This is a genomic window from Acinetobacter sp. A2 (assembly GCF_048537555.1).
GTDB lineage: Bacteria > Pseudomonadota > Gammaproteobacteria > Pseudomonadales > Moraxellaceae > Acinetobacter.
Map to the genome: position 1 here is coordinate 2,702,575 of NZ_CP183239.1, position 23,571 is coordinate 2,726,145.

Sequence of the window (23,571 nt, forward strand, 5' to 3'; positions counted from 1 at the left end):
ATGAACGAATATCGTTATTTAGAAGATACTCAAGAATTAAAGCTTGAGCTATTTCGAGACTTCTATCAAGCACTGGCGGAAGCAAAACTGGAAAATGATCAGGACTTCTTTAAGCTCAATGATTTCATCCGACCAACTGAAGTCGTTAAACTAATTAAAATTATGAATCAGCATCCTACTGATCTATCGATTAGTAAGTATCCATTAGCTCATTATCTCCTGGCGCTGATCAACACTCCATCAGCATATCAATCAAATGCACTGAAATGGGCCATTTTCAATACTCAATGCATTGAATTACTTGATAGCAAAGAACATGCAGCTACTGTAGCTAATCTTTGTAGACGTTTTCGTTTAGCCAGTACAAAGCAGGAATACCATTGGCTTTACAATTTTTTACCGTCTCTTCCGATCGAATTAGACGATCTTGTTGAATTTCTAAAAGAAGCTGAAACTGAGAATAGAAAATTATTTGACAAATCCAAAGAGAGTTTAAAGAAAACCCAAATAGGCCAATTGGCAGAAATCCGCGTTATTTATACGTATACCTATACTCAATCAGAACGTCAAAAAAGACACCGTCAAAGTAATCCAGGCATCCAAGAACCTCCCCAAACAGATGTTTACAAGACCTCAAGAACTACTCTTGATGATGAGCAAACGTATCAGACCAAGTTTGAACAGGGTACAGCTAAACAATCACGCGAAGATAAAGTCATTGAAACAGTTGAAGATCATAACTTTGAATTTACTGGATTAGAGCAACATTCTGTCACTGCCCAAATCGTAAATCTGAAAAGTAAAATTCTGCATCAAAACAAGAATGAGCTAATGAACAAGCCAAATCCTCGGGTTTTCGATTTACCTACTGCACGGCACGTTATGCAAGTTTTATTTGAAGAAGCAGAAAGTTCTCCCATTCATGCTTTACTTCTATTTTCAGTACTCAGCCTTACTTATTATAAAGATCTGCCAGTTTTCCAAAAAAACTCACGAATCACTGCAAAAAATAAAAAAGTTTTACTGAAGCCTGACTCGTGTTTCTTCAAACAAAGCTTTGAAATCTCTAAATTCAAAGATTTTGTTTTGAAAGAACATATGCTGAATACCATAAACTCTTTTACAATTCCCTTGCCTCAAGTTTACTTTAAAAATATTTTTCAACTAAAAAAGTGGGATCATGCAAAAATTGATTCAAAAGTACAAGAGCATTTACGTAGCATCAATAAAGAGCTGACTTTCCAGCTAACTCAACAAAATCTCCCACGTTTACTCAGTGACATTACATTGAATGAGCTAGGTTATGAATTGGAAAGTAAGTTACTTAGCGGCGTAAGCGTTCAGCACTATATTCCTTGCCATTACTCTTCAACACAGATCATAGATATTCTCGATATTTATAGCCAAACACTTTATCTAGTTTGCCCGCAGCTCAACAGCAGTTATATCGAAGAATTTAAATCTCCTATTACTTTCGGTAGTCAGCAAACACCAGATCTGCCACTGGTTAAATCTTTATTTAAACAGCTTGATGAACAAGTTCGAGGTAATCCAAATCCTTTCAAAACACTGAAGTATTATTCAATCTGGCTTTGGCATATTTGCATGCTGATAACTTCAGCACGACCAAGTGAGTCCTTCCCGCCAAATCTAGATTATATTGACCTCGACAATCAATTGATGGCTGTTGCAGATAAAGAGCAGCGTTATTCGGGCACCATTGGACGATATCTACCGTTTAACGATTATCTTCGTGATGAAATACAGCATTACCTAAAATATTTAAAACACTTTCTCTACCTCACAAAAGCCTATCTGTCCAATGAACAAGTACAAACAATCCATGAGGTCTTCGAGGGTGAACGCCCCTTTCTATTATTTTACGATCCACAAGGAGATATCCGAAATTTAGAACTTTCTGATATTCAAAAATTCTGTACAGAAATAGCCCTTCAGCGCAATTGGACCCGCCACTTTTCTCGTTATTTTTTTGCACAATACTGCAATGAAGATATAGTTAAAGACATCTTTGGTCATGACGAAGCAATGCAGGGACTGTTTGATCGTTATTCGGGTTTTCAGGCAACTGATTACGATCATATTCGAGTAGCACAAGACAAGCTTGTCGAAATATTAGAACTTAAAAGTATGTCTACATTTAACGGGTTCCTGATTGAATGAGTAAACACCCACACTCCCTCAAAAGAATAAAAAAGCATAGAAAAAACAAAGCATTTCTTCTGAACTTGTTTAGTGAGAAATGTATAGAGCTGACGCCTGAGAACTATTCGGAAATTTGTCGTCAAGTTGATAATCAGCTTTTAGAACACTGTAAGTCAAACATCCGTAGCTATCAGATGGCACGTATAGAATTTGCTAAATATATCAAGCGCTTTAATCTTTCATCGAATCACTACTATCCAGTGCCTGCCGCTCCCGTAAGGTACGAAAGGTCTCTGCCACTACAAAATATTGAAACCTTAAAACATGGTAAAAAAGTTACTCAATTTGCCCAAAATATGATTGCTTACTGGACAAAACATAATGACTTCAGTCTAACTCAATCACTTGGCTTCTGTTTGATCAGTTCAATATTATTTAATGGCATTTATAATGAGAACGAACTACAAAAGTTTTTAAAAATCATTTTAAAAACAAAGAAATTTCAAAGTTTTTTAAACCTGAATCATATTGTTTCACTTGATATCCCGAACCGGAATTTCGGTAATCAGCGTATATATGACCCTGATTTTTCAGTCAGCTATACCAAAACGTTTGTGCTACACGACATTGTGAAATGCTGGATCTACAGACTAAAACATCAAAAATTTGATTTATTTTCGGATATTGAAGATGCAGAACATCTGATTAACGCTTGTATTATTGAATGCTTCCCTGAGGAAAAGGTGCGTTGTAAAGACCTGTTAAAATACGGTTTTTACTATACACAGTTCCTGAAAAACAGCGGGCTGGATCAAATGTCCATTTGTATCTTAAAAAATGAAATTTATAGTTCCAGTCCTCTCGAAAAACAATTAGCAGCTTATTTTAGTCAGCCTGAACCCACGCCTACCCATACGATTCAGAAAGTTTATGAGAACCCTCAGAACCAGTCTACAGTCACTATTGCATTAGATATAGCCGATATTTTAGTAGAAATACGTCAAGCTATTCGTGCAAAAAACTATAGCGATCAACTCATAGAATTATATGCTAAAGAACAATCTCCAGCCTTGGAACGTTTGCTGCTGTGGAGCATTCTACGCTCAAAATTAACGGAACCTCAACTGGACCTTCTAAATCATATTATTCAGCAGCAGCAACGATTTAAGCGCAAGCTTATACGTGCAGATTTTCAGCCGCTCAAGCAAAGTTCTCTGAAGACCATGTTTTCACAGTTTGCAGTCCATTGGCTGCAGGCAACCCAAGACAAAGATATTTCATCATTTTCAGATGCTGATTTTGAAGATTTGTATGGAGAAATGCTTCTATTAAAGAAAGAAACAACTAGAGCAACTCTACAAAAACGTCTACAGGAGTTTCATCACAAACAGACCTTATTTTTTAACGCACCCACTGTTGATCTGGATAATTTAATCCAGGTAAAAATCTGCAGAACCGCATTGATCTCGCCCCATATTTTTCACCACATGCTAGAGCAGCTCGAAAATACTCAAAATATTTCGATTCAGGATAAAAATATATTTAAACTGATTTTTATTCTGGGGTTCAGAGTCGGACTACGGATCAATGAAACATTGAATATCTTCGTACGTGATCTATTTATTAGTGAAGATGCTGTGATAATCACTATTCGCAACAATCGCAATAAAAATCAAAAAAGCTACTCAGCTTACCGCAAGATTCCCCTGCATCATCTACTTAAAGCCGACGAATTACATGCATTTAAAATATATAGTCAGAATAGAAAACGTCTGCTAAAAGAACAAGGAAAATCAGTTGCACAACCGCTGTTTTTAAAACAGTCCTTAGAAGAAACTCATGAAAATGAAGTGAATTCCCTATTGAAACAATTGATCCAGCCAGTTTTTGGAGAACACAATTTTACTTACCATAGTCTGCGCCATTCTGCATTTAATCATCTTTACCTGATTTTAAAAAACTCAACACTTTCAGATGCATTTACTGACTATAGCCCACATGAGCAATTACGTATCCGTTATGCATTGTTGCGAAACAGAAATACTCAGCAAACCTGGTATGCACTTTCTCATTTTGCCGGGCACCTAACCCCTGACACGACCTGTTCAAGCTATCTGCATTTAATGCATCTGGCAATTAGCTACCAGCTGAATCAAATGCACAGCCCACTTCCTAAAGAAGCCTATTTTAATATTCTGAAACATGATGATGCTATTAAATATCCTGTTCAGCAACGGGCGATCAAACAGTTTTTATTTGATCAACTCACTAAAGACCGTTACAGGCAACATGATCATCAATATAAACCAGAACAACAGAAATCGCCTGATTCACTGATGCTAGGAGCTCATGACTCAGAGATGACTTTTGAATTATTGCATCACATTCTTGCAGTAGAAAAAGAGCAAGATCTTCTGTTACCTGAAGCCATTCCTTTGCAAATCGCGCAAAAATTACGTGCCAGAGCCCTACATTTGAAAACCTCCTGTGTAAACCAAAAAAAATCATCGAGGTTATTTACCACAGATTTTTTAAGGAAAACTCCGAATGCATTGGTCACCATGTTGCCAACCAATCAGGAGGAAAAAAAAGTCATTCAACATGTTCAGGAGCGCTATGCAAATGTACAAAGTAAATACAAAAAACAGCTTCATACGATCTACTCAATTTATCTTGAAAAAGTTCAGCCCAATTCAGCCCAGTTAATTTTTGAACTGAATGAAAAACGGCAACTGAAGAAACTTCTTTCTTTTATTCATAGTTTATTTCCGAAAAAATATCTTCATTTAGAACTCTCTCAACAGAGCAAGACAGAGCTCAAAAAGACATTACAGGATTTAACATTACGGGCAGAAAACTTCAGCTTGAATGTAAATGAAAGGCGAATTAAATTCTGCTTCAAAAGTAAAGATGCAAAAGCACTTGGGGTATTCAAGTTACTGATGTATCTCATGATAGTTTCTCATCTTTAAGCTGCTTGTAATAAAAATTTGGGTGGTGTTTCAAAAAGTATGCTGAAAAAAACAATATGGCTTTTGATAAAATAGAGGTATGAAAATAACGCTACAAATCAAATGTCCTACCTGTCTAAGTAATAATATAAAGAGAAATGGCATCAAAGTAGATGGGAAACAAAACCATCAATGCAAAGATTGCAAACGTCAGTTTATTGGTGATCATGCATTAAGCTATCAAGGATGTAACTCAGGTATTACCGGCAAGATATTACATTTAATGGTCAGAGGAAGCGGTGTAAGAGATATTGCTGAAGTCGAGCGTATCAGCATTGGCAAGGTATTACGAACCTTAAGTGAATCGATCTATCAGATTCAGCCTAAACAAAGCCACTACGAATGTCTTGAAGTCGATGAACTTTGGACTTTTGTAGGGAATAAGAAAAATAAACAATGGCTTATTTATGCCTACCATCGAGAATCTGGAGAAGTTGTTGCTTATGTTTGGGGTAAGCGGGATTTAGCAACGGTTCAACGTCTTAAAGCTAGACTTAAAAAGCTTAGGGTTCAATATGCTGGAATTGCGAGTGATCACTGGGATAGTTTTATCACAGCATTTCAATGTTGCAAGCAAGTGATCGGTAAGTTTTTTACCGTCGGTATTGAAGGTAACAACTGTAGAATTCGTCATCGAATCAGGCGTGGATTTAGGAGAAGTTGCAACTTTTCTAAAAAGCTCGAAAATCATTTTAAAGCCTTTGATTTGACTTTCTTTTACCTTAATAATGGATTTGTTTAACGCCAGCATACTTTTTGAAATACTACCCTTTAATCTAATGGGATCTAATCAGGCTAATAAAGCACCCTCCTTACATCAAATGGTTTATTTTTATAAATCCATTATTTTGTGCTTTAATGGATTTATATAGATATAAGACCCAATATTATGGATTTAAAATTCAAAAAACCTGAAGAAGTTGTTACTTTATTATGTGAAAGGCTTCGCAAAGAACGACTTTATCTGGAAATGACTCAGTCAGACGTCGCTACACGTGCTGGTGTTAGCGTGAATACAGTATCTAATCTGGAAGCTGGTCGAAATGTTTCATTTGAAAATTTAGTACGCGTTGCCATGGTATTGGGCAGATTAAAAGAATTAGAGGAACTCTTCAAACCAGATTTAAACAGTGTAGATGACATTCTCCGCTATGAGAGCAATACGGCTCGCCAACGTATCAAAAGGAAATAAATCCATGCTCAAAAAACTTAATGTTTACTACAATGGATGGGGGGAATATTGGCTTTGAGGTACACTGGTCTCCTCAACCGCAATCACAGGTCGACCATTAATCGCCTTTGAATACAGTGCAGAAGCGATCAGTAAAGGTTTAGAACTTTTCTCTTACCTACTTCCGTTAAAACGTGACCATTAAGAAAGAACTTTCCTGCACATCAAATGGGATTGCCAGGTCCTATATATGATGCCCTACCCGATGGTTGGGGCATGCTTCTTATGGATCGCTTATTTAAAAAGATGGATTCAATCCAGCACGGATTGGGCCATTAGAACGACTCACGTATATTAATACACATGCGATGGGGGCATTATCCTTTGAATCTTCAGCACCTGAGTTAGCATTAACTGAAAATATTCCACTGATTAAACTCGCTCAAGAAGTCCAGGAATTTCTCAAAGGAGAAGGTGCAGAATTTTTACAGTATTTATTAATTATGGGTGGATCGCCACAAGGTGTAAGGCCAAAAGCACTCGTCTATCGTGATGCTGTCACCAACGAATTCTCAACAGTTAGCTCATATCAACATGAAGCTTGGCTGATCAAATTTCCCGCTCAGCAAGAGCATCCTGAAGTTTGTGCAATTGAAGCTGTTTATGCAGAATGCTTGCGTTATTGTCATATTGATACCCCTGACACTCAATATTTTACTCTTCCGAATGGATTAACCGCATTTGCATCAAAGAGATTTTATCGAAAACATAGCATACGCATCCCAATGCAAAGTTTAGCTGCCTTTACTGGAGCTGATTTGACATCGCCTGGAAGTTTAGACTACAGTAACTTTCTTCGCGCTGCACACTTTTGCACCAATGATGTTCGCGAAAAAGCAATTGCATTCAAGCGAGCTGTTTTCAATGTAGTCTTCAATAATCGAGATGATCATTGCAAAAACTTTTCATTTCTGATGTCCCAAAATGGGCAATGGAAACTCGCCCCTGCCTATGATGTTACTTTCTGTGAAGGGCCAGGTGGATATCATCAAATGGATATCATGGGTGAGGCACTGGATATTCCTCGACAAGCTCTTGTAAAACGTGGTTCTAAGGAAGCCGATCTTTCTGTTAAAGAAGTCGATGAAATAATTGGCTCGATTTGTGAGGTTACCAGACGATTCACTAGGATCACTCGTGATCTATTACCTGAACAGATTCGCTCAGAAACCCTGCAAATAATCCAAAATAGGATTGGGCATAATATTCATTTACTGAATTGAATATAAAATATTTTCATACTGATTAATAATCATTATATTAAACCATATATTGTTATTGTTTCTCATGAAAATCAGTATCAAAAAATAGGTGACTTTTACAAAGTAAAATATCTAAAATTAAGTGACCAAAATAACATTAAATGATATAAATTGATGAAATATTTACCCTATAAAAATTTAAATCATTCCAATTAAATCAGTTACTTACAATTAATGTAATTTAATGAAATAAATCTCGGTGACCTTGCCAAGGTTGGGGTCGCGAGTTCGAGTCTCGTTTCCCGCTCCAAATTCTAAAAGCCTCAATCGAAAGATTGAGGCTTTTTTTAATGATCTCAATTTATTAAAAATAATTCCTCACCTCCCCCCATACACCGTAGCAATCAAATGTTCGACCACTTGCGGCTCAGCCAAGGTGGAAGTGTCTCCCAAACTATCCAATTCATTTGCAGCGATTTTACGTAAAATACGACGCATAATTTTACCTGAACGGGTTTTAGGTAAAGCAGGTGCCCAATACAAAGCATCTGGTGTTGCCACTGGCCCTAAAATTTTACGCACCCAATGCACTAACTCCTCACGCAACTGTTCTGACTCTGCTATTCCTGCTTGTAAGGTCACAAAGGTACAAATCCCCTGCCCCTTAATGTCATGTGGCATTCCCACCACTGCTGCCTCAGCCACCGCTTCATGTGCCACCAAAGCACTTTCAATTTCGGCCGTTCCTAAACGGTGCCCTGAAATATTCAAGACATCATCCACACGTCCTGTGATCCAGTAATAACCATCTTCATCACGGCGCGCACCATCTCCTGTGAAATACGAACCTGGATAGGTCGAAAAATATGCTCCAATAAAACGTGCAGGGTCACCCCAAATACTGCGCATTTGCCCTGGCCATGAATCTTTAATAATTAAATTACCTTCTGTTGCACCTTCTAGTTCATTGCCATCTGCATCCACAATTGCGGGTTGTACCCCAAATAATGGTCGGGTTGCCGAACCCGGTTTAAGCGGGGTTGCACCTGGCAATGCTGAAATTAAAATACCGCCTGTTTCGGTTTGCCACCATGTATCTACAATTGGGCAACGTCCTTCACCCACCACGTTGTAATACCAGTTCCAAGCTTCAGGATTAATCGGCTCACCAACGGAACCCAATAAACGTAAACTGCTGCGGTCACTTTCACGTACAAAATGGTCTCCCTCCCGCATCATGGCTCGAATGGCAGTCGGTGCTGTATATAAAATGGTGATGTTGTGCTTATCGACAATATGTCCTGTACGTGCCCAACTTGGGTATTGGGGTACCCCTTCAAACATCACGGTGGATGTACCATTCGACAAAGGGCCATACAAAACATAAGAATGCCCTGTAATCCAACCCACATCTGCAGTACACCAGAACACATCATCCTGTTTCAGATCAAATACTTCTCTGAAGGTGCTGTTCACATAGGTTAAATAACCGCCTGTGGTATGTAAAACTCCTTTCGGTTTTCCTGTGGAACCCGAGGTATATAAAATAAATAGCGGATCTTCAGCATTCATCGGTTCTGGCGGGCAATTGTCATTCACCGACATAATTTCCATGTGATACCACAAGTCGCGTTCAGGCTGCATCTGAATCGGGTTGCCTGTACGATGCACCACAATCACATTCTGCACACATTCAGTACCTGCAATGTTCAGCGCTTCATCTACATTGGCTTTTAAATAAATCGGCTTGCCACCACGCATGGCCGAGTCTGCGGTCACGATTAACTTGGCCTGACAGTCTTCAATTCGGCTGGCCAAAGCATCGGGTGAAAAACCACCAAAAACCACACAATGCACCGCACCAATTCGTGCACAGGCCAGCATTGCAATCGCAGCTTCCGACACCATAGGCATATACAGCACCACTCGGTCGCCTTTTTGTACACCATTCTTTTTCAGCACATTGGCAAAACGGCAGGTTTCATCATGCAGTGAAGCAAAAGAAATTACTTTGTGACGAGATGGATGATCACCCTCCCAAATAATGGCAGGTTTATAAGGGTGCTCTTTTAAATGACGGTCTAAACAATTAGCACTGACATTGAGCTGCCCATCGGCAAACCATTCTATGTTGAAATGTTCGGGGTCAAAGTTGGTGTTTTTGACTTGCGTAAAAGGTTTGATCCAATCCAAACGTCGAGCTTGTTCAGCCCAGTAAGCATCTGGATCCTCTATAGATTGTTGATAGCGTTGGAAATATTCTGCCTCAGTGGTACGGGCAGTCTTTTTAAATTCATCTGGAACAGGATATACGTCTTTCATCTGCTACTTCCTTGATGTTCTTGCATCTCATCACGAGATGTATGCCACGTTATTGATTATTATTTCTGCACATTTACAGTATGAACTGACTGTTTTACAGCCTACTATTCGGCTTTAGTCGCATAAAATTTATACAAGATTTCAGAACTTCGACTGTTCTGATTTATACCGAAAATGCTGCCTACATACTGTGGTGTTTTCATTCCACTCTACAGCGCATTGCATGATTTTTAAAGAAATTTACGCTCAACGACGCTACATCTTCACATTTTTTTACGCAGCATATTGCAAACATCAACACGCAAAAGGATCAATATTTTTTAGCGTAATCACGATAAAAAGTAAAAAACACAGCATGCAGTACATCTCAGCTAAAATGTCATCATCTTGTCTAAAAGATTGCCAAGTGCGTAACAGCGGATTAACCAAAGCCATTTTTTCAGGCAAAATAGCCTCTCTATTTTGAGTTCGGAATCACCGTGGCAGAATCCAAGCCCTCGTTAAGTGAAGTGTCTGAAAACACCAGTCAACTGTTGCATGAAGCCACTGACAAAACCACGCAAACCGTGATTAATCATACGGCCAAGTACAACGACGCCTACTCCACTATCGACAAAATTATGGATGGCTTTTGGGAGCGGGTGCCGTATTTATGTATAGCTGCAGTGGTACTGATTTTGTTTTGGTTAATTGCCCGTGTATTTAAATGGTTTGTCCGTAAAACACTGTCTAATCGCTCCTATACCCGACAAAATTTGGTCTTGGTGTTAAATCGGGTCGGTAGCTCTGCCATTGTCTTTTTTGGTTTTTTAATTGCGATGGTGATTGCCATTCCTGGCTTTACCCCAAGTCAGCTCATGAGTGCTTTGGGATTAGGCTCAGTGGCGATTGGTTTTGCCTTTAAGGATATCTTTCAGAACTTATTGTCGGGTGTACTGATTTTGATTGGTGAGCCTTTTAAAATTGGCGATGACATCATCGTCAATAATATGGAAGGCACGGTGGAAGATATTCAGATTCGTGCAACCTTTTTGCGCTCTCCCGATGGCCGTCGCATCGTGATTCCAAATGCCACGGTCTATACCAGTGCCGTGACTGTAAATACTGCGTATACCCGTCGTCGTTGCGAGTTCGTGGTGGGTATTGGTTATGAAGATGACGTACAAAAAGCCAAACAGATTATTTTGGCCATTTTAGACCGCGACATCAAAATTTTAAGTCAGCCTGCCTTTAGTGTGAATGTCACTGCATTGGCCGATTTTTCCATCAATTTAAATGTGCGCTGGTGGGTCAATACCACCGAAACCACCACATCGGCTTCCATTAGTGAGGTGCAGGAGCGTGTCATTGCGGCCTTTGCCGAGCATCACATTTCCATTCCTTACCCAGTACAGGAAGTGAAAGTGTATCGAGGTGAAACGGCATTGCTTGAAGAAGATTCAAACCGAGCCAAACAAACGCCCTAATACATAGGCAATCACGGTTTCAGTCCGAATAATACGGTTGCCCAAGTGTCGTGCTTGGCAGCCGTTTTTTTCGAGTAAATCAATTTCATAAGGAATAAAGCCGCCTTCTGGGCCAATCACAATACTACAAGGATGTTGAATGGTGTTCGGCATTGCCAGTTCAGTATAAGGATGCGCCACGTATGCAGGACAATCTGCAGAGATCAAATTAGGCAAAACATCTTCCACAAAGGGTTTAAAGCGTTTATAGCACTGAATGTCAGGCGCAATGGTATCGCCCGCTTGTTCTAAACCTAAAGTGATATATTGATCCAACTGCTGTAAAAATGGCGTTTGCCAATAGCTTTTATCAACCCGATAGCTGTGCAGTAAAATGATTTTTTCCACACCTAATGTCACGCTGTCCATAATTAAACGGCGCAGCACTTTTGGTCGTGGTAAGGCCACAATCAGGGTCACGGGTAATTTTTGAGGTACAGCTTCTTCATGTAAGGCTTTGACCTGAATCCGCTGCTCACTGACTTCCACCACTTCAGTCAAATAACGCTTGCCACCACGAATCCCGACTTTTAAGGTGTCACCGACTTGTACACCGACATGCGTATGCAAATGCTGCAGCTGTCGCTGTGCTGTAATTGACCATATTTCATTGGTAGTCTGTCGCGGGCCAAGTAATACAATATTCATGCTTACAAATACTGATCCATGACCTGAATATGCTCACGTAGTGCACCACGATTTTTATACATAATCACTTGGGCATTCTGATTCAATTGTGCACGTAATGCTGGTTCAAATAACAGTTGAGTCAAGGTTTTCACAGCTTGTGCTGCATCATCAACCACGTACACCGCTTCTGCCGCAACAAACTCATCCACCATACTTTGGAAGTTAAAATAATTTTTACCCAATACGGTGGCTACATTTAAAGCCAAAGGCTCTAAAATATTATGACCACCGCCAGGTTCATTCAATGAACCGCCCACATAGCAAGCCTGACTCATGGCATACCACAGCCACATTTCACCCATACTGTCGGCTAAATATAGCTGTGTATTTGCTTGGATACCTTCACCCAAACTACGACGCTGCATATTAAGTTGCAGCCTTTGTCCCAATTGTGCAACTTCATCAAAACGCTCTGGATGACGTGGTGCAACAATGCACAATAATTCGGGATGTTGCTCAAAGTACGGTTTTAAAGCAGTCAATAATTGTTGTTCTTCGGGTGCATGGGTACTGGCCAGCACCACAATTTTACGCTGTGCCAATTGCCATTCTTGCTGTAGCTGTGCTGCCTGCTGCACAAAATGCTCAGGTGCAGTAATGTCAAATTTAAGATTACCCAACACCTGCGTACGTGCTTCGGGCATACCCAAAGCCACAAAACGTTGTTGTGTAGCAAGGTCTTGTGCCAAAAGTTGTTGCAACCCCTGCAACATGCCACGTGTCAGGCCTTTAACTTTGGCATAGCCTTTGGCCGATTTTTCTGAAAGTCGTGCATTAATCAGTAAACATGGCACTTGAAAATGCTGCGCCTGATCAATCAAATTTGGCCATAATTCTGTTTCGACCAAGGCCAATAATTTAGGCTGATATTTTTGATAAAACTCACGAATTAAATGCACCTGATCGGCAGGTAAATACACGGCCTGAAATAAATTTAAATAGGGTGCTTTTAAAAATAAAGACTTGGCACGAGCCTGTCCCGTTTTGGTGGTATTGGTGACTAAAACAGGGTGACCTGCTTTTAAATAATATTCAATTAATGGTTGTGCAGCATTGGTTTCACCTACCGACACCACATGAAACCAAATGGCATGTAAATTTTTAGCGGGCTGAAATGGGCCAAAACGCTCAAGCAGTTCTTGTTGTAATTGCTCAGGATGTTCGGCACGTTTACGAATACGTGACTGATAAATCGGTTTTAGCAGGGTTAAAGCTGCGTTATACCAAAATGGAGTAGCCAAAAGATGCGCCCCAAAAGAAAGACTGTCGGCAAAATATAACAGAGCCACACACGCATGTTAATCGTATGTGGCGCTGTACGGGCTTTTATTCTACAGATTGTTGTGTTTCAGCCAAAGTTGGATAATCGATATAGCCTTCTGCAACAGCAGTACCAATCATAGTTTCCAGTTTGAGTTCATTTAAAGGAGCATCTGCCAGTAAACGCTCATATAAGTCTGGGTTAGCAATATAAGCCTTACCAAACGACACTGCATCGGCCTTGCCTGATGCCAATAATTCCACCGCATCGGCACGGCTTAAACGCATGTTGGCAATGTATGGCACACCGCCTGAACGTGCTTTCATTTCTTCGGAAATGCTGTCTTCAGCCAAATATTCACGGGTAAAGAAAAAGGCGATTTTGCGCTGACCCAATTGCTGCATCACATAGCCAAAGGTTTCACGTGGATCATCATCCCCCATGTCATGTTCATCGCCACGTGGTGCTAAATGCACACCGACACGACCTGCGCCCCATACTTCTATCAAGGCATCTACAACTTCCAACAAGAAACGTGCGCGATTTTCCACAGCACCGCCATATTCATCTTCACGTTGGTTGGTTTTACTTTGTAGGAATTGGTCAATCAGGTAACCATTGGCCGCATGCAGCTCTACACCATCAAAACCAGCCTCTTTGGCACGGATCGCGGCTTGTTTATATTGCTCGGTAATGGCATGAATTTCTGAAATTTCCAAAGCACGTGGTAATACATAAGGACGCTTTGGACGTAACAAACTGACATGACCAGCTTGTTGCACAGCACTTGCCGAAACAGGTGTTTCACCCTTCAGCAAATCAGGATGGGATACCCGCCCCACATGCCACAATTGCGCGACAATCAGACCATCTTTGGCATGCACCGCATCGGTAACCAATTTCCAGCCTTGTACTTGTGCATCTGTAAATAGACCTGGGGTATTGAAATAGCCATTGGCTTCTTCAGAAATCACCGTTGCTTCTGAAATAATTAAGCCTGCGCTGGCTCGCTGTGCATAATATTCCGCCATCATTGGCGTAGGTACACGGTCATCGCTGGCACGACTGCGGGTTAAAGGTGCCATCACTACACGGTTTTTAAGATGAAGATCACCCAAAACCAAAGGAGAGTTTAATTCAGCCATCATTGCCTCATGACTCACTACAACATGCGACTGTTTAGAGTGAGTGTTTTAAATATTCGATGTATTGCTGAATTAGTGCTTCATTACGAGAAAAATACGACCATTGCCCATACTTTTCTGCACGAATAAGGCCTGCCTGTTGCAGTACCGATAAATGATTTGACATGGTCGATTGCGACACCTTGCCCAAACGCTCAATGTGTCCTGCACATACGCCACGCTTAAAGTCGCCACACTCTTCTACCGACAAAAATTGGTCTGGTGCTTTTAACCATTCTAAAATTTGCCGACGGGTAGGATTGGCTAAGGCTTTAAATATTAAATCGACATCCATCATTCAGACACATATTCGTAAATATAAGCCCAATTCAGCAGCTGCCTTTAATATATCGTATTTTTTCGATATTAATATCGCTTTTTTACGATTTATACAAATTGTTTAAACAATTTAAGCAGATCAACCGAATTGGGCAGACTTATTGGGTCCTGTAAATTTAAACTTACAGGCCTTGTTTCAAACTGGCTTCAATAAATTTGTCTAAATCACCATCTAAAACTGCACCCGTATTTGAGGTTTCCACCCCTGTACGCAAGTCTTTAATCCGCGAGTCATCCAATACATAAGAACGAATTTGGCTGCCCCAACCAATATCTGACTTCGAGTCTTCCAGTGCTTGAGCCGCCTCATTACGTTTGCTCATTTCCAGTTCGTATAACTTGGCACGTAACTGTTTCCATGCGTGGTCACGGTTGGCGTGTTGCGAACGCTGGTTCTGACAAGCCACCACAATACCTGTTGGTGCGTGGGTTAAACGTACCGCAGAGTCGGTTTTGTTAATGTGCTGACCACCCGCACCTGAAGCACGGTAAGTATCAGTACGAACATCGGCAGGGTTAATATCAATTTCAATGTTGTCATCCACTTCTGGTGAAACAAACACCGCAGAGAATGACGTATGACGACGGTTACCCGAGTCAAATGGTGACTTACGCACTAAACGATGTACGCCCGATTCAGTACGCAACCAACCATAGGCATACTCGCCTTCTACACGAATTGTTGCAGATTTAATCCCTGCCACATCGCCATCTGACTCTTCCATCAATTCTGCTTTAAAGCCATGACGTTCAATCCAGCGCATATACATACGCAGCAACATAGATGCCCAGTCCTGCGCTTCTGTACCGCCTGAACCCGCCTGAATTTCGACATAACACGGATTTGGATCCATTGGGTTGCTGAACATACGACGGAATTCTAATTTGGCCAGCTCTTCTTCAGCAGAGGTCAACTCTGACTGCACATCAACCAATAAGTCTTCATCATCTGCTTCAACCGCCAAATCCAGCATGGCTTGCGCATCTTCCAACTGGGTTGCCAAACCTTCCAGAACATTAATCACATTCTCAAGTTCGCCTTTTTCTTTGGCCATCACTTGAGCACGACTTTGATCATTCCAAATGGCAGGGTCTTCCAACTCGCGGAGAACCTCTTCTAAACGCTCTTTTTTCAGATCGTAGTCAAAGATACCCCCGTAGTGTTTGACCACGTTCGTTCAAGTCTTTTAATTGGTTTAGATAAGGATTAATTTCCACGCAAATTCTCTCAATTAACAATGAAGCTCAATAACCAATAATTGTAGCACAGACCTGTTCAGGCATTGCCACCCTGCTGCTATTTCCCATACAACTTTTCTAGACATAAATAGCCAGCCAATGCCTACACATATTCAGCTTAAATTTGCCTGAAATATTTAGATCTGCAATTTCCATTTGCTCTAGCGTTGAAGGAGAACTGACACATATTTGATGATTTTATAGTCAATATTTAGAAAATTCACAAAATCTACATAGTTTTAATAAAACAAAACATTTAATTATTTCATTTTTATTTCAATCACTTAAACTCAAAAAATTACACAAATTAACGCTTGTAACAAAGCGGTAACTCTCCTGTGATTGACGCTGATTTTTTTTCGCCTAGACTGAAAGTTGTAACAAAAAGTTTAACTGTTAACCAGATTCAGAGGGGTACTTTCCATGAAAAAATTAGCAATCGCATCAGCCCTACTTTCAGCTTTGGCTATCACTGGTACTGCGAACGCATACCAAGCTGAAATTGGTGCATCAGCAGCTTATGTCGATCCAGACAATGGCAGCTCAAGCGGTTCATTCGGTGTAGATGGTACTTATTACTTCAACCCTGTACAAACCCGCAATGCGCCTTTGGCAGAAGCGGCGTTCCTTGATCGTGCAAGCAATGTAAACGCCAAATACCAATATGACGAAGTTGGTGATGATGAACGTCATCAATATGGCGTAAGTGCTGAATATTTCGTTCCAAATTCTGACTTCTATGTAAGTGGTAATGTTGGACGTGATGACCGTAAATATGCTTCTGGCGCTGACTTCGATGAAACAGTTTACGGTGCCGAAGTTGGTTACCTTCCTGCTCCAGGTTTATTAATCGCTGCAGGTGTTAAAGGCTATGACAACGATTATGACGATGGTGTCGACCCAACTTTACGTGCGAAATACGTAACCACTTTATCGAATGGTAAAGACATCAACTTAGAAGCGGGTGCAGCTTTCGGTGATCTAGATGAATACAATCTAGCTGCAGACTACTACATCGATAAAACATTGAGTGTTGGTGTGGATTACTACAGCAAAGACACCGGTCCTGCAGATACGAACGAATTCGGTGTAAGTGCTCGTAAGTTCTTTACACCACAAGTGAGCTTAGAGGGTCGTGTAGGCTTTGGTGAGCAATTCAACAATGACTACAACAGCTTTGGCTTAGCGGCAAAATATCGCTTCTAAGTTTAGCCTAATTAGATATTCAAACAGCACTCTTCTTCGGAAGGGTGCTTTTTTATGCACTAAAATAAAGCAGTGAGGCAGAAATTGTGCATTCAAGCAAAAAAATCCGCTCAAATTGAGCGGATTTTTTATTTGGATTACTGCTCCAAGTGCACAATATGCAACTGCAAACTCACATTGCCATTAAACACATTGCGCTCTAATTCATAAACCAAACGCACATGATCCCGCATCGGGTTAAATTCAAATTTATCTTTGGCACCAAACGCAATCGCATCAACCACTTGCCCATTGTCCAATGCCAAACGTAATTTTAAATGGGTGTCCTTCAACCATCTAAAATCGACCACTTTAAACCGTCCTTCAAACACAGGCTGCGGAAATTTCTGCCCCCACGGCGCCAAATGCTGCAGCATCTCTACCGTGTGCAAATGAAAAGCCTCTGGCGGCAATTCACCATCTGTCCACAGCACGGCATGAAACAGCTCTGCATCCATCTGCGCAATTAGCTGTTCAAACACCTGTTTAAATTCTGCAAAATGAGCCTTTTTAATGGTCAAGCCTGCGGCTGCAGCATGCCCACCAAAATGACTAACCAAGTGTGGATATTGCTCTGCCACCAATTCAATGCTGTCACGAATATGAATACCTTCTATGGAACGGGCCGAGCCTTTAATATGTTCACCATCTTCATCAGCAGCAAAAACGATTGCAGGCCTGTGAAACTGTTCTTTTAAGCGACCCGCAACAATGCCTATCACACCTTGATGCCAATGTTCTTCAAACAAGACCAAAGCATGCGGCAAATCAGTTGTATGCAATTGCAGCTTTTCCAGTTCAGCCAACGCATCCTGTTTAATTTGCCCTTCAACCTGACGACGTTCCTGATTCAGGCTATTTAACTGACGTGCCAAGGCATAAGCAGTTTGCATATCTGCTGCCAATAAACATTCAATCCCGATATCCATGGTTTCCATGCGTCCTGCAGCATTAATACGTGGCCCCAAGACAAAACCTAAATCCTGAGCTTTAAGCTGCGCGGGTTCACGCCCTGCCAAATCCAACAATGCGCTAATTCCAGGACGACACAAGTTCTGCTGTATTCGTTTTAAGCCAGCATCCACCAAAATACGGTTGTTATAATCTAAACTTGCAACATCGGCATAGGTTCCCAAAGCCACCAAATCTAAATATTGGGTCAAATTTGTAGCAGATTTTCCCTGTTTTTTACGCTGACTAGAGAGATTGGCCAGTACATAAAACGCTACACCCACCCCTGCCAAAGCTTTACTTGGAAAATCACAGCCCAGTTGATTTGGATTGACCACGGCTTCTGCATTGGGCGTGGCTTTCGTGGTGAGATGATGATCGGTAATGATGACCTGCATCCCCAAAGCTTGAGCACGCTCAACTCCCGTGTGACTGGAAATGCCATTATCTACAGTAATTAATAAATCAGGGGCATAACGCTCAAAAGCCAAATCGGCAATGGCGGGAGTTAAGCCATAACCATATTTAAAGCGGTCAGGCACCAAATACTGTACCTGCGCCCCCATGTCGCGTAAGGCCAACATCATCAATGCGGTACTGGTAGCACCATCGGCATCGTAATCGCCCACAATCACTATTTTTTTCTGCTGATCAATCGCCTGATCCATCAACTGAATTGCCTCAGGCAAACCTTTCATACTTGGGGCAAGCAGATGTTTGAGCTTGAGCTCAAGTTCCTGTTCAGACGTCACCCCACGGCGCGCTAAAATCTGGGCAACAAATGTGGAGACGCCCTGAAAACTTTCAGGGCGTGTTAGTAAAGGTCTTTGTTTTATTTGAATTTTTGACATAGTTTCCAGTAATTTAAGGCATCAAGCGTTGTAACGACCATTCGCCCTCAATTTTTTCATAACGTAAACGGTCATGCAAACGGTTCGGACGACCTTGCCAAAACTCATAATAATCTGGCTGTAAGCGGTAACCGCCCCAGAATACAGGTTTTTGTAATTCTGACTGATCCCCCACTTGAACATGCAAGTCCTGAAAACGTGCCTGTAATTCCTCACGGCTAGCAATCACACCACTTTGCGGGGTACTAATATGCGCAGCAATCTGACTGTCACGTGGGCGTTTGTGATAGTACGCGGTCGACTCTTGCTCATCAATTTTTTCAACATAGCCACTCACCCGAATTTGACGTTCTAGCTCAGGCCAGTAAAACAATAATTCCGCATAAGGATTCGCTGCTAAATCTAGCCCTTTTTGACTGTCATAATTGGTATAAAAGTCATAGCCTGACTCGGTTGCTCCGCGCAGTAATACTGTACGCACATGCGGGCGACCTTGGGCATTGGCAGTGGCCAATGACATGGCATAGGGTTCATGTAATTTAGCCTCTAAAGCATGGTTAAACCAATTCAAAAACTGAATATGCGGATTGGCACTCACCTGCGCTTCCAACAATTCACCTTTTTGGTAACTTAAACGTAATTCACTTAAATCCTTGATTAAATCACTCACGATTTATACCCCTTTAGATTGCATGACGACGTACAGCATCTGCCAAATGTTTTGCCAATGCACTTACTTCTGCCAAATCATCGCCTTCCACCATCACGCGAATCACAGGTTCAGTACCCGATTTACGAATCAATAGACGGCCACGACCTTTGAGCTGCTCAGTTGCACGATCAAATTCTGCAACCAATGCTGGCACCGCATACGGGTCAAACATATTCTCTAAACGTACATTTTCTAGCACATTTGGCAACAGTTTAAAGTCTGCAACCAATTCATCTAGGGTTTTGTTTTGTTCCACCATCACCGTTAACACTTGCAGTGCCGCAATAATGGCATCACCAGTGGTGCTCTTGTCCAAGGTTAGAATATGACCCGATGGCTCGCCACCAATGACCCAACCATTTTCTTCCAAACCTTGCAGCACATAACGATCGCCTACATTGGCACGCAACAACGGCACTTGGGCTTTTTCTAAAGCCAATTCCAAGGCTATATTGCTCATCAATGTGCCCACAATTCCTGCAGGTTTTTTCGAGCCTTGCGTGGCAAGAATATATAAAATATGGTCACCATCAATCAGCTTGCCATGACGGTCTACCAAAATTACACGGTCTGCATCGCCATCAAAAGCAATCCCCAAATCGGCTTGATGATCCAACACTGCCTTTTGTAAATGCTCAGGATGAGTCGAACCACAATGTTCATTAATATTTAAACCATTCGGTTCATTGTGAATGGCAAAGACTTTGGCACCCAGTTCACGAAATACCGCAGGGCCGACGTTATAGGCTGCACCGTTGGCACAATCGACCACAATGGTCAGGTCATTTAAATCTAAATGATACGGGAAAGTCGATTTACAGAACTCGATATAACGCCCATTGGCATCTTTTACACGAACACTTTTACCCAAGTTGGCTGTGTCTTCAATTTTTAACTCTTGCTGTAATTCTTGGTTAATTTCTTCTTGTATCGTATCTGGAAGTTTTTTCCCTTCACCTGAGAAAAATTTAATTCCGTTATCAAAGTACGGGTTATGTGATGCTGAAATCACGATGCCTAAACTGGCATGCAAGGCACGGGTCAAGTGTGCAATGGCTGGGGTGGGTAATGGGCCCAACAAGTGCACATATACACCTGCGGCGTTCAAACCCGCCTGTAACGCTGCTTCTAAAATATAGCCTGAAAGACGTGTATCTTTACCCAATACCACAATTGGTTTATTTTTTTTGGTGTGCTTTTTTAAAACTTTACCTGCTGCAAAACCCAGTTTTAATGCAAATTCAGGTGTAATAGGTAACTCTCCGAACTTCCCTCGAATGCCGTCTGTACCAAAATAACTCATATTGTTCTCACTTCTTAGAGGTGATCTTTATCATCACTTTTTTACTGCAAGTTACTTTACACCAAAAATGAAAAAGCCGTCATATAGATGACGGCTTTTATTTGAAAACGATACTAAAAATTAACCAACACGATAGTTCGGCGCTTCTTTAGTAATCGTCACATCATGCACGTGGGATTCCTGCATACCTGCTGCAGTAATTTTCACGAATTTTGCATTCTGACGTAGGTCTTCAATGGTTGAAGAACCGGTATAACCCATAGATGAACGTAGACCGCCCATCATTTGATGCACGATGTTACCCATTGGACCTTTATACGGCACACGACCTTCAATACCTTCTGGCACAAGTTTTTCTGCACCTGCTTTAGAGTCTTGGAAATAACGGTCTGCAGAACCTGTTGCACCCGCCATTGCACCCAATGACCCCATGCCACGGTAAGCTTTATAGTAACGGCCTTGGAAGAATTCAACTTCGCCCGGTGCTTCTTCAGTACCCGCAAGCAATGAACCCACCATAATGGTACTTGCACCTGCGCCAATAGCTTTCGCCATATCGCCAGAGAAGCGAATACCACCATCGGCAATTAATGGAATCTGTTCTTTTAATGCATTGGCAACAGAGTCAATTGCAGAAATTTGCGGCATACCAATACCCGCCACAATACGTGTGGTACAGATCGAACCAGGACCAATCCCGACTTTTACTGCGTCTGCACCTGCATCTAACAATGCCAAAGCAGCATCACCCGTTGCGATATTACCGCCAATAACTTGAACTTGTGGATAGTTAGCTTTTACCCAACGTACACGTTCAATTACACCTGCAGAGTGACCATGAGCAGTATCCACCACAATCGCATCAACACCTGCTTCAACCAACGCTTCAACACGGCTTGGTGTTTCTGCACCTGTACCGACTGCAGCACCCACACGTAAACGACCTAAGTCATCTTTGCAGCTGTTTGGATACAATTCTGCTTTACGGAAATCAGTCACCGTAATTAAGCCTTTCAGCTCTTGATTTTCATTGACAACCAACACTTTTTCAATGCGGTGTTGTTGCAATAAAGCTTGAATATGTTCTTTAGATTCGTCTTCGCGTACCGTCACTAAACGATCTTGGCCAGTCATGATGTTGCTGACAGGTTGTTCAAGGTTTGTTTCAAAACGTGTGTCACGTCCTGTCACAATACCCACCACTTTGCCATCTTTCACCACAGGCACACCGCTGATATTGTTGGCTTGAGTCAGCGCAATCAATTCACGTACTGTGGTTTCTGGGGTTACGGTAATTGGGTCTTTCACCATACCCGCTTCGAATTTTTTCACACGGCGCACTTCTGCAGCTTGCGCTACGATGTCCATGTTTTTATGTAGAATACCAATACCACCGTTTTGCGCCATCGCAATTGCCATACGTGATTCAGTCACTGTATCCATTGCCGCTGAAACAAGCGGAATATTCAGGTCAATGCCGCGCGTAAAACGTGTCTTTAAGGAGACATCTTTTGGGAGAACAGTAGAATAGGCAGGGAGTAATAAGACATCATCGAAGGTTAACGCTTCTTGAACGATGGTCAGCATAACAGTCTCACTGGTAATTTCCGTGAGCCATTATAAACAAATCTGGGCACAAATTTCATTTGTTCTCTAAGAAATATTTTTTATTCTGCCTAACTGGGGTTGTCTGACTGAAAAAAACAGTATTTTTCATCTAAAAATCAGCTCCCCCACGCTCAAGCCTTTATTTTTCTAGCCGCAGTCTGTGTCAATGGAATAGCTTTGATGTTTCATGTACCTCATCATTAAAGCCTCAATAAAAAATGATTAAACGATCCCAACAAAATTTAGTCATTAAAAAAGCAAAGCCGTAGCTTTGCTTATTCAATCTGACTACTTTAGGCCTTAAACCACTTGATCAAAGTCATCATCATTGACAGGAATCGCAGGTTCAATTTGCACAAATGGAATCATATTATGTGCAAGGCGGGCTTTGTTGCATTGGTCATCGGCAATTTGCACTTCTTTGCAAGAGCTGCTGCGCAATTCATAAATCCCGCAACTGACCTGCTGCCCAACTTCACCTTGTAAAGCAATACAACGTGGCTGACTTTGGTTGGTTCCGCACATACATGAATACACTGCTGTCACTGGTTCCGTGTAGTGCTCAGGCATATTCATGCCTTCTGCCCAATAAAATGAAACACGGAAATAAGCGCAACACGCGCCACAGCTTAAGCAGGCATCCTGTGTAGGTACTTGAGACAACATTCGTTAAGTTCTCACCATCAAAAAAATCGTTTTTGGGCGAAAATCTTAAAAAAAGTTGTTTTTGCACTCAAGTTTTTTTTACGGTTTT

Annotated in this window: 17 protein-coding genes and 1 pseudogene; 7 read left to right on the forward strand and 11 right to left on the reverse strand. The window is 41.4% G+C overall.

What is annotated here, in order from left to right; translation table 11 throughout:
* The 5 genes and pseudogenes from ACNS8M_RS12835 to ACNS8M_RS12855 all read left to right on the forward strand — a co-directional run bounded on the left by ACNS8M_RS12835 (position 1) and on the right by ACNS8M_RS12855 (position 7,628).
* Positions 1 to 2,181, forward strand: a complete 2,181-nt coding sequence (locus tag ACNS8M_RS12835) for a hypothetical protein (protein ID WP_419224901.1) — start codon at positions 1 to 3, stop codon at positions 2,179 to 2,181.
* Positions 2,178 to 5,135, forward strand: coding sequence for a tyrosine-type recombinase/integrase (locus ACNS8M_RS12840; protein ID WP_419224902.1), 2,958 nt, complete (start codon positions 2,178 to 2,180; stop codon positions 5,133 to 5,135). Before ACNS8M_RS12835 ends, ACNS8M_RS12840 begins: the two co-directional genes overlap by 4 nt.
* A gap of 79 nt (positions 5,136 to 5,214) precedes the next feature.
* Complete coding sequence (locus ACNS8M_RS12845) at positions 5,215 to 5,916, forward strand: IS1 family transposase (RefSeq protein ID WP_419224903.1); 702 nt, start codon at positions 5,215 to 5,217, stop codon at positions 5,914 to 5,916.
* Between the two features lie 147 nt (positions 5,917 to 6,063).
* Entirely contained in the window at positions 6,064 to 6,366 is a 303-nt protein-coding gene (locus ACNS8M_RS12850) for a helix-turn-helix transcriptional regulator (protein ID WP_317097861.1), read from the forward strand.
* Between the two features lie 64 nt (positions 6,367 to 6,430).
* Positions 6,431 to 7,628 (forward strand): annotated as a pseudogene (locus ACNS8M_RS12855) (type II toxin-antitoxin system HipA family toxin).
* Positions 7,629 to 7,985: 357 nt separating this feature from the next.
* Here ACNS8M_RS12855 and acs read toward each other — a convergent pair.
* A complete protein-coding gene (gene acs / locus ACNS8M_RS12860; RefSeq protein WP_419224904.1) occupies positions 7,986 to 9,929 on the reverse strand; it encodes an acetate--CoA ligase in 1,944 nt (647 codons plus the stop codon).
* A 479-nt stretch (positions 9,930 to 10,408) separates the two neighbouring features.
* Between acs and ACNS8M_RS12865 the strand changes: the two genes are divergently transcribed.
* Entirely contained in the window at positions 10,409 to 11,395 is a 987-nt protein-coding gene (locus tag ACNS8M_RS12865; RefSeq protein WP_419224905.1) for a mechanosensitive ion channel family protein, read from the forward strand.
* Here the strand turns inward: ACNS8M_RS12865 and ACNS8M_RS12870 are convergent.
* From ACNS8M_RS12870 to prfB, 5 genes are all read right to left on the reverse strand, one after another.
* A complete protein-coding gene (locus ACNS8M_RS12870) occupies positions 11,369 to 12,082 on the reverse strand; it encodes a 16S rRNA (uracil(1498)-N(3))-methyltransferase (protein ID WP_168417717.1) in 714 nt (237 codons plus the stop codon). The two genes, ACNS8M_RS12865 and ACNS8M_RS12870, sit on opposite strands and share 27 nt — an antisense overlap.
* A gap of 2 nt (positions 12,083 to 12,084) precedes the next feature.
* Positions 12,085 to 13,365, reverse strand: coding sequence for a 3-deoxy-D-manno-octulosonic acid transferase (locus ACNS8M_RS12875; RefSeq protein ID WP_168460530.1), 1,281 nt, complete (start codon positions 13,363 to 13,365; stop codon positions 12,085 to 12,087).
* An 85-nt stretch (positions 13,366 to 13,450) separates the two neighbouring features.
* On the reverse strand, positions 13,451 to 14,530 hold the full coding sequence (locus ACNS8M_RS12880; protein ID WP_168460543.1) for an alkene reductase: 1,080 nt from the start codon (positions 14,528 to 14,530) through the stop codon (positions 13,451 to 13,453).
* A 34-nt stretch (positions 14,531 to 14,564) separates the two neighbouring features.
* Positions 14,565 to 14,864 carry an ArsR/SmtB family transcription factor gene (locus tag ACNS8M_RS12885; RefSeq protein ID WP_168417728.1) on the reverse strand — a complete coding sequence of 100 codons (300 nt, stop codon included), beginning with the start codon at positions 14,862 to 14,864 and terminating at the stop codon, positions 14,565 to 14,567.
* A 166-nt stretch (positions 14,865 to 15,030) separates the two neighbouring features.
* Positions 15,031 to 16,126, reverse strand: a protein-coding gene (gene prfB, locus ACNS8M_RS12890) for a peptide chain release factor 2 (RefSeq protein WP_419224906.1) whose coding sequence is annotated in 2 segments (ribosomal slippage) — positions 15,031 to 16,053 and positions 16,055 to 16,126 — 1,095 coding nt in all. Because the reading frame shifts where the segments join, the coding sequence is not laid out codon by codon here.
* Positions 16,127 to 16,570: 444 nt separating this feature from the next.
* Between prfB and ACNS8M_RS12895 the strand changes: the two genes are divergently transcribed.
* Complete coding sequence (locus ACNS8M_RS12895; protein ID WP_419224907.1) at positions 16,571 to 17,353, forward strand: putative porin; 783 nt, start codon at positions 16,571 to 16,573, stop codon at positions 17,351 to 17,353.
* A 137-nt stretch (positions 17,354 to 17,490) separates the two neighbouring features.
* Here the strand turns inward: ACNS8M_RS12895 and recJ are convergent, their stop codons facing one another.
* The 5 genes from recJ to ACNS8M_RS12920 form a co-directional block, all read right to left on the reverse strand.
* Positions 17,491 to 19,194 (reverse strand): single-stranded-DNA-specific exonuclease RecJ, encoded by a 1,704-nt coding sequence (recJ, locus tag ACNS8M_RS12900; RefSeq protein WP_419224908.1) that lies wholly within the window; start codon positions 19,192 to 19,194, stop codon positions 17,491 to 17,493.
* A gap of 13 nt (positions 19,195 to 19,207) precedes the next feature.
* Entirely contained in the window at positions 19,208 to 19,864 is a 657-nt protein-coding gene (gene pdxH, locus ACNS8M_RS12905; RefSeq protein ID WP_168525331.1) for a pyridoxamine 5'-phosphate oxidase, read from the reverse strand.
* A gap of 13 nt (positions 19,865 to 19,877) precedes the next feature.
* Positions 19,878 to 21,209, reverse strand: a complete 1,332-nt coding sequence (glmM, locus tag ACNS8M_RS12910) for a phosphoglucosamine mutase (RefSeq protein ID WP_419224909.1) — start codon at positions 21,207 to 21,209, stop codon at positions 19,878 to 19,880.
* Positions 21,210 to 21,329: 120 nt separating this feature from the next.
* Positions 21,330 to 22,796: an IMP dehydrogenase gene (guaB, locus tag ACNS8M_RS12915; protein ID WP_419224910.1), complete on the reverse strand. Its 1,467-nt coding sequence runs from the start codon at positions 22,794 to 22,796 to the stop codon at positions 21,330 to 21,332.
* Between the two features lie 321 nt (positions 22,797 to 23,117).
* Complete coding sequence (locus tag ACNS8M_RS12920) at positions 23,118 to 23,483, reverse strand: YkgJ family cysteine cluster protein (protein ID WP_168417707.1); 366 nt, start codon at positions 23,481 to 23,483, stop codon at positions 23,118 to 23,120.
* Positions 23,484 to 23,571 lie beyond the last annotated feature (88 nt).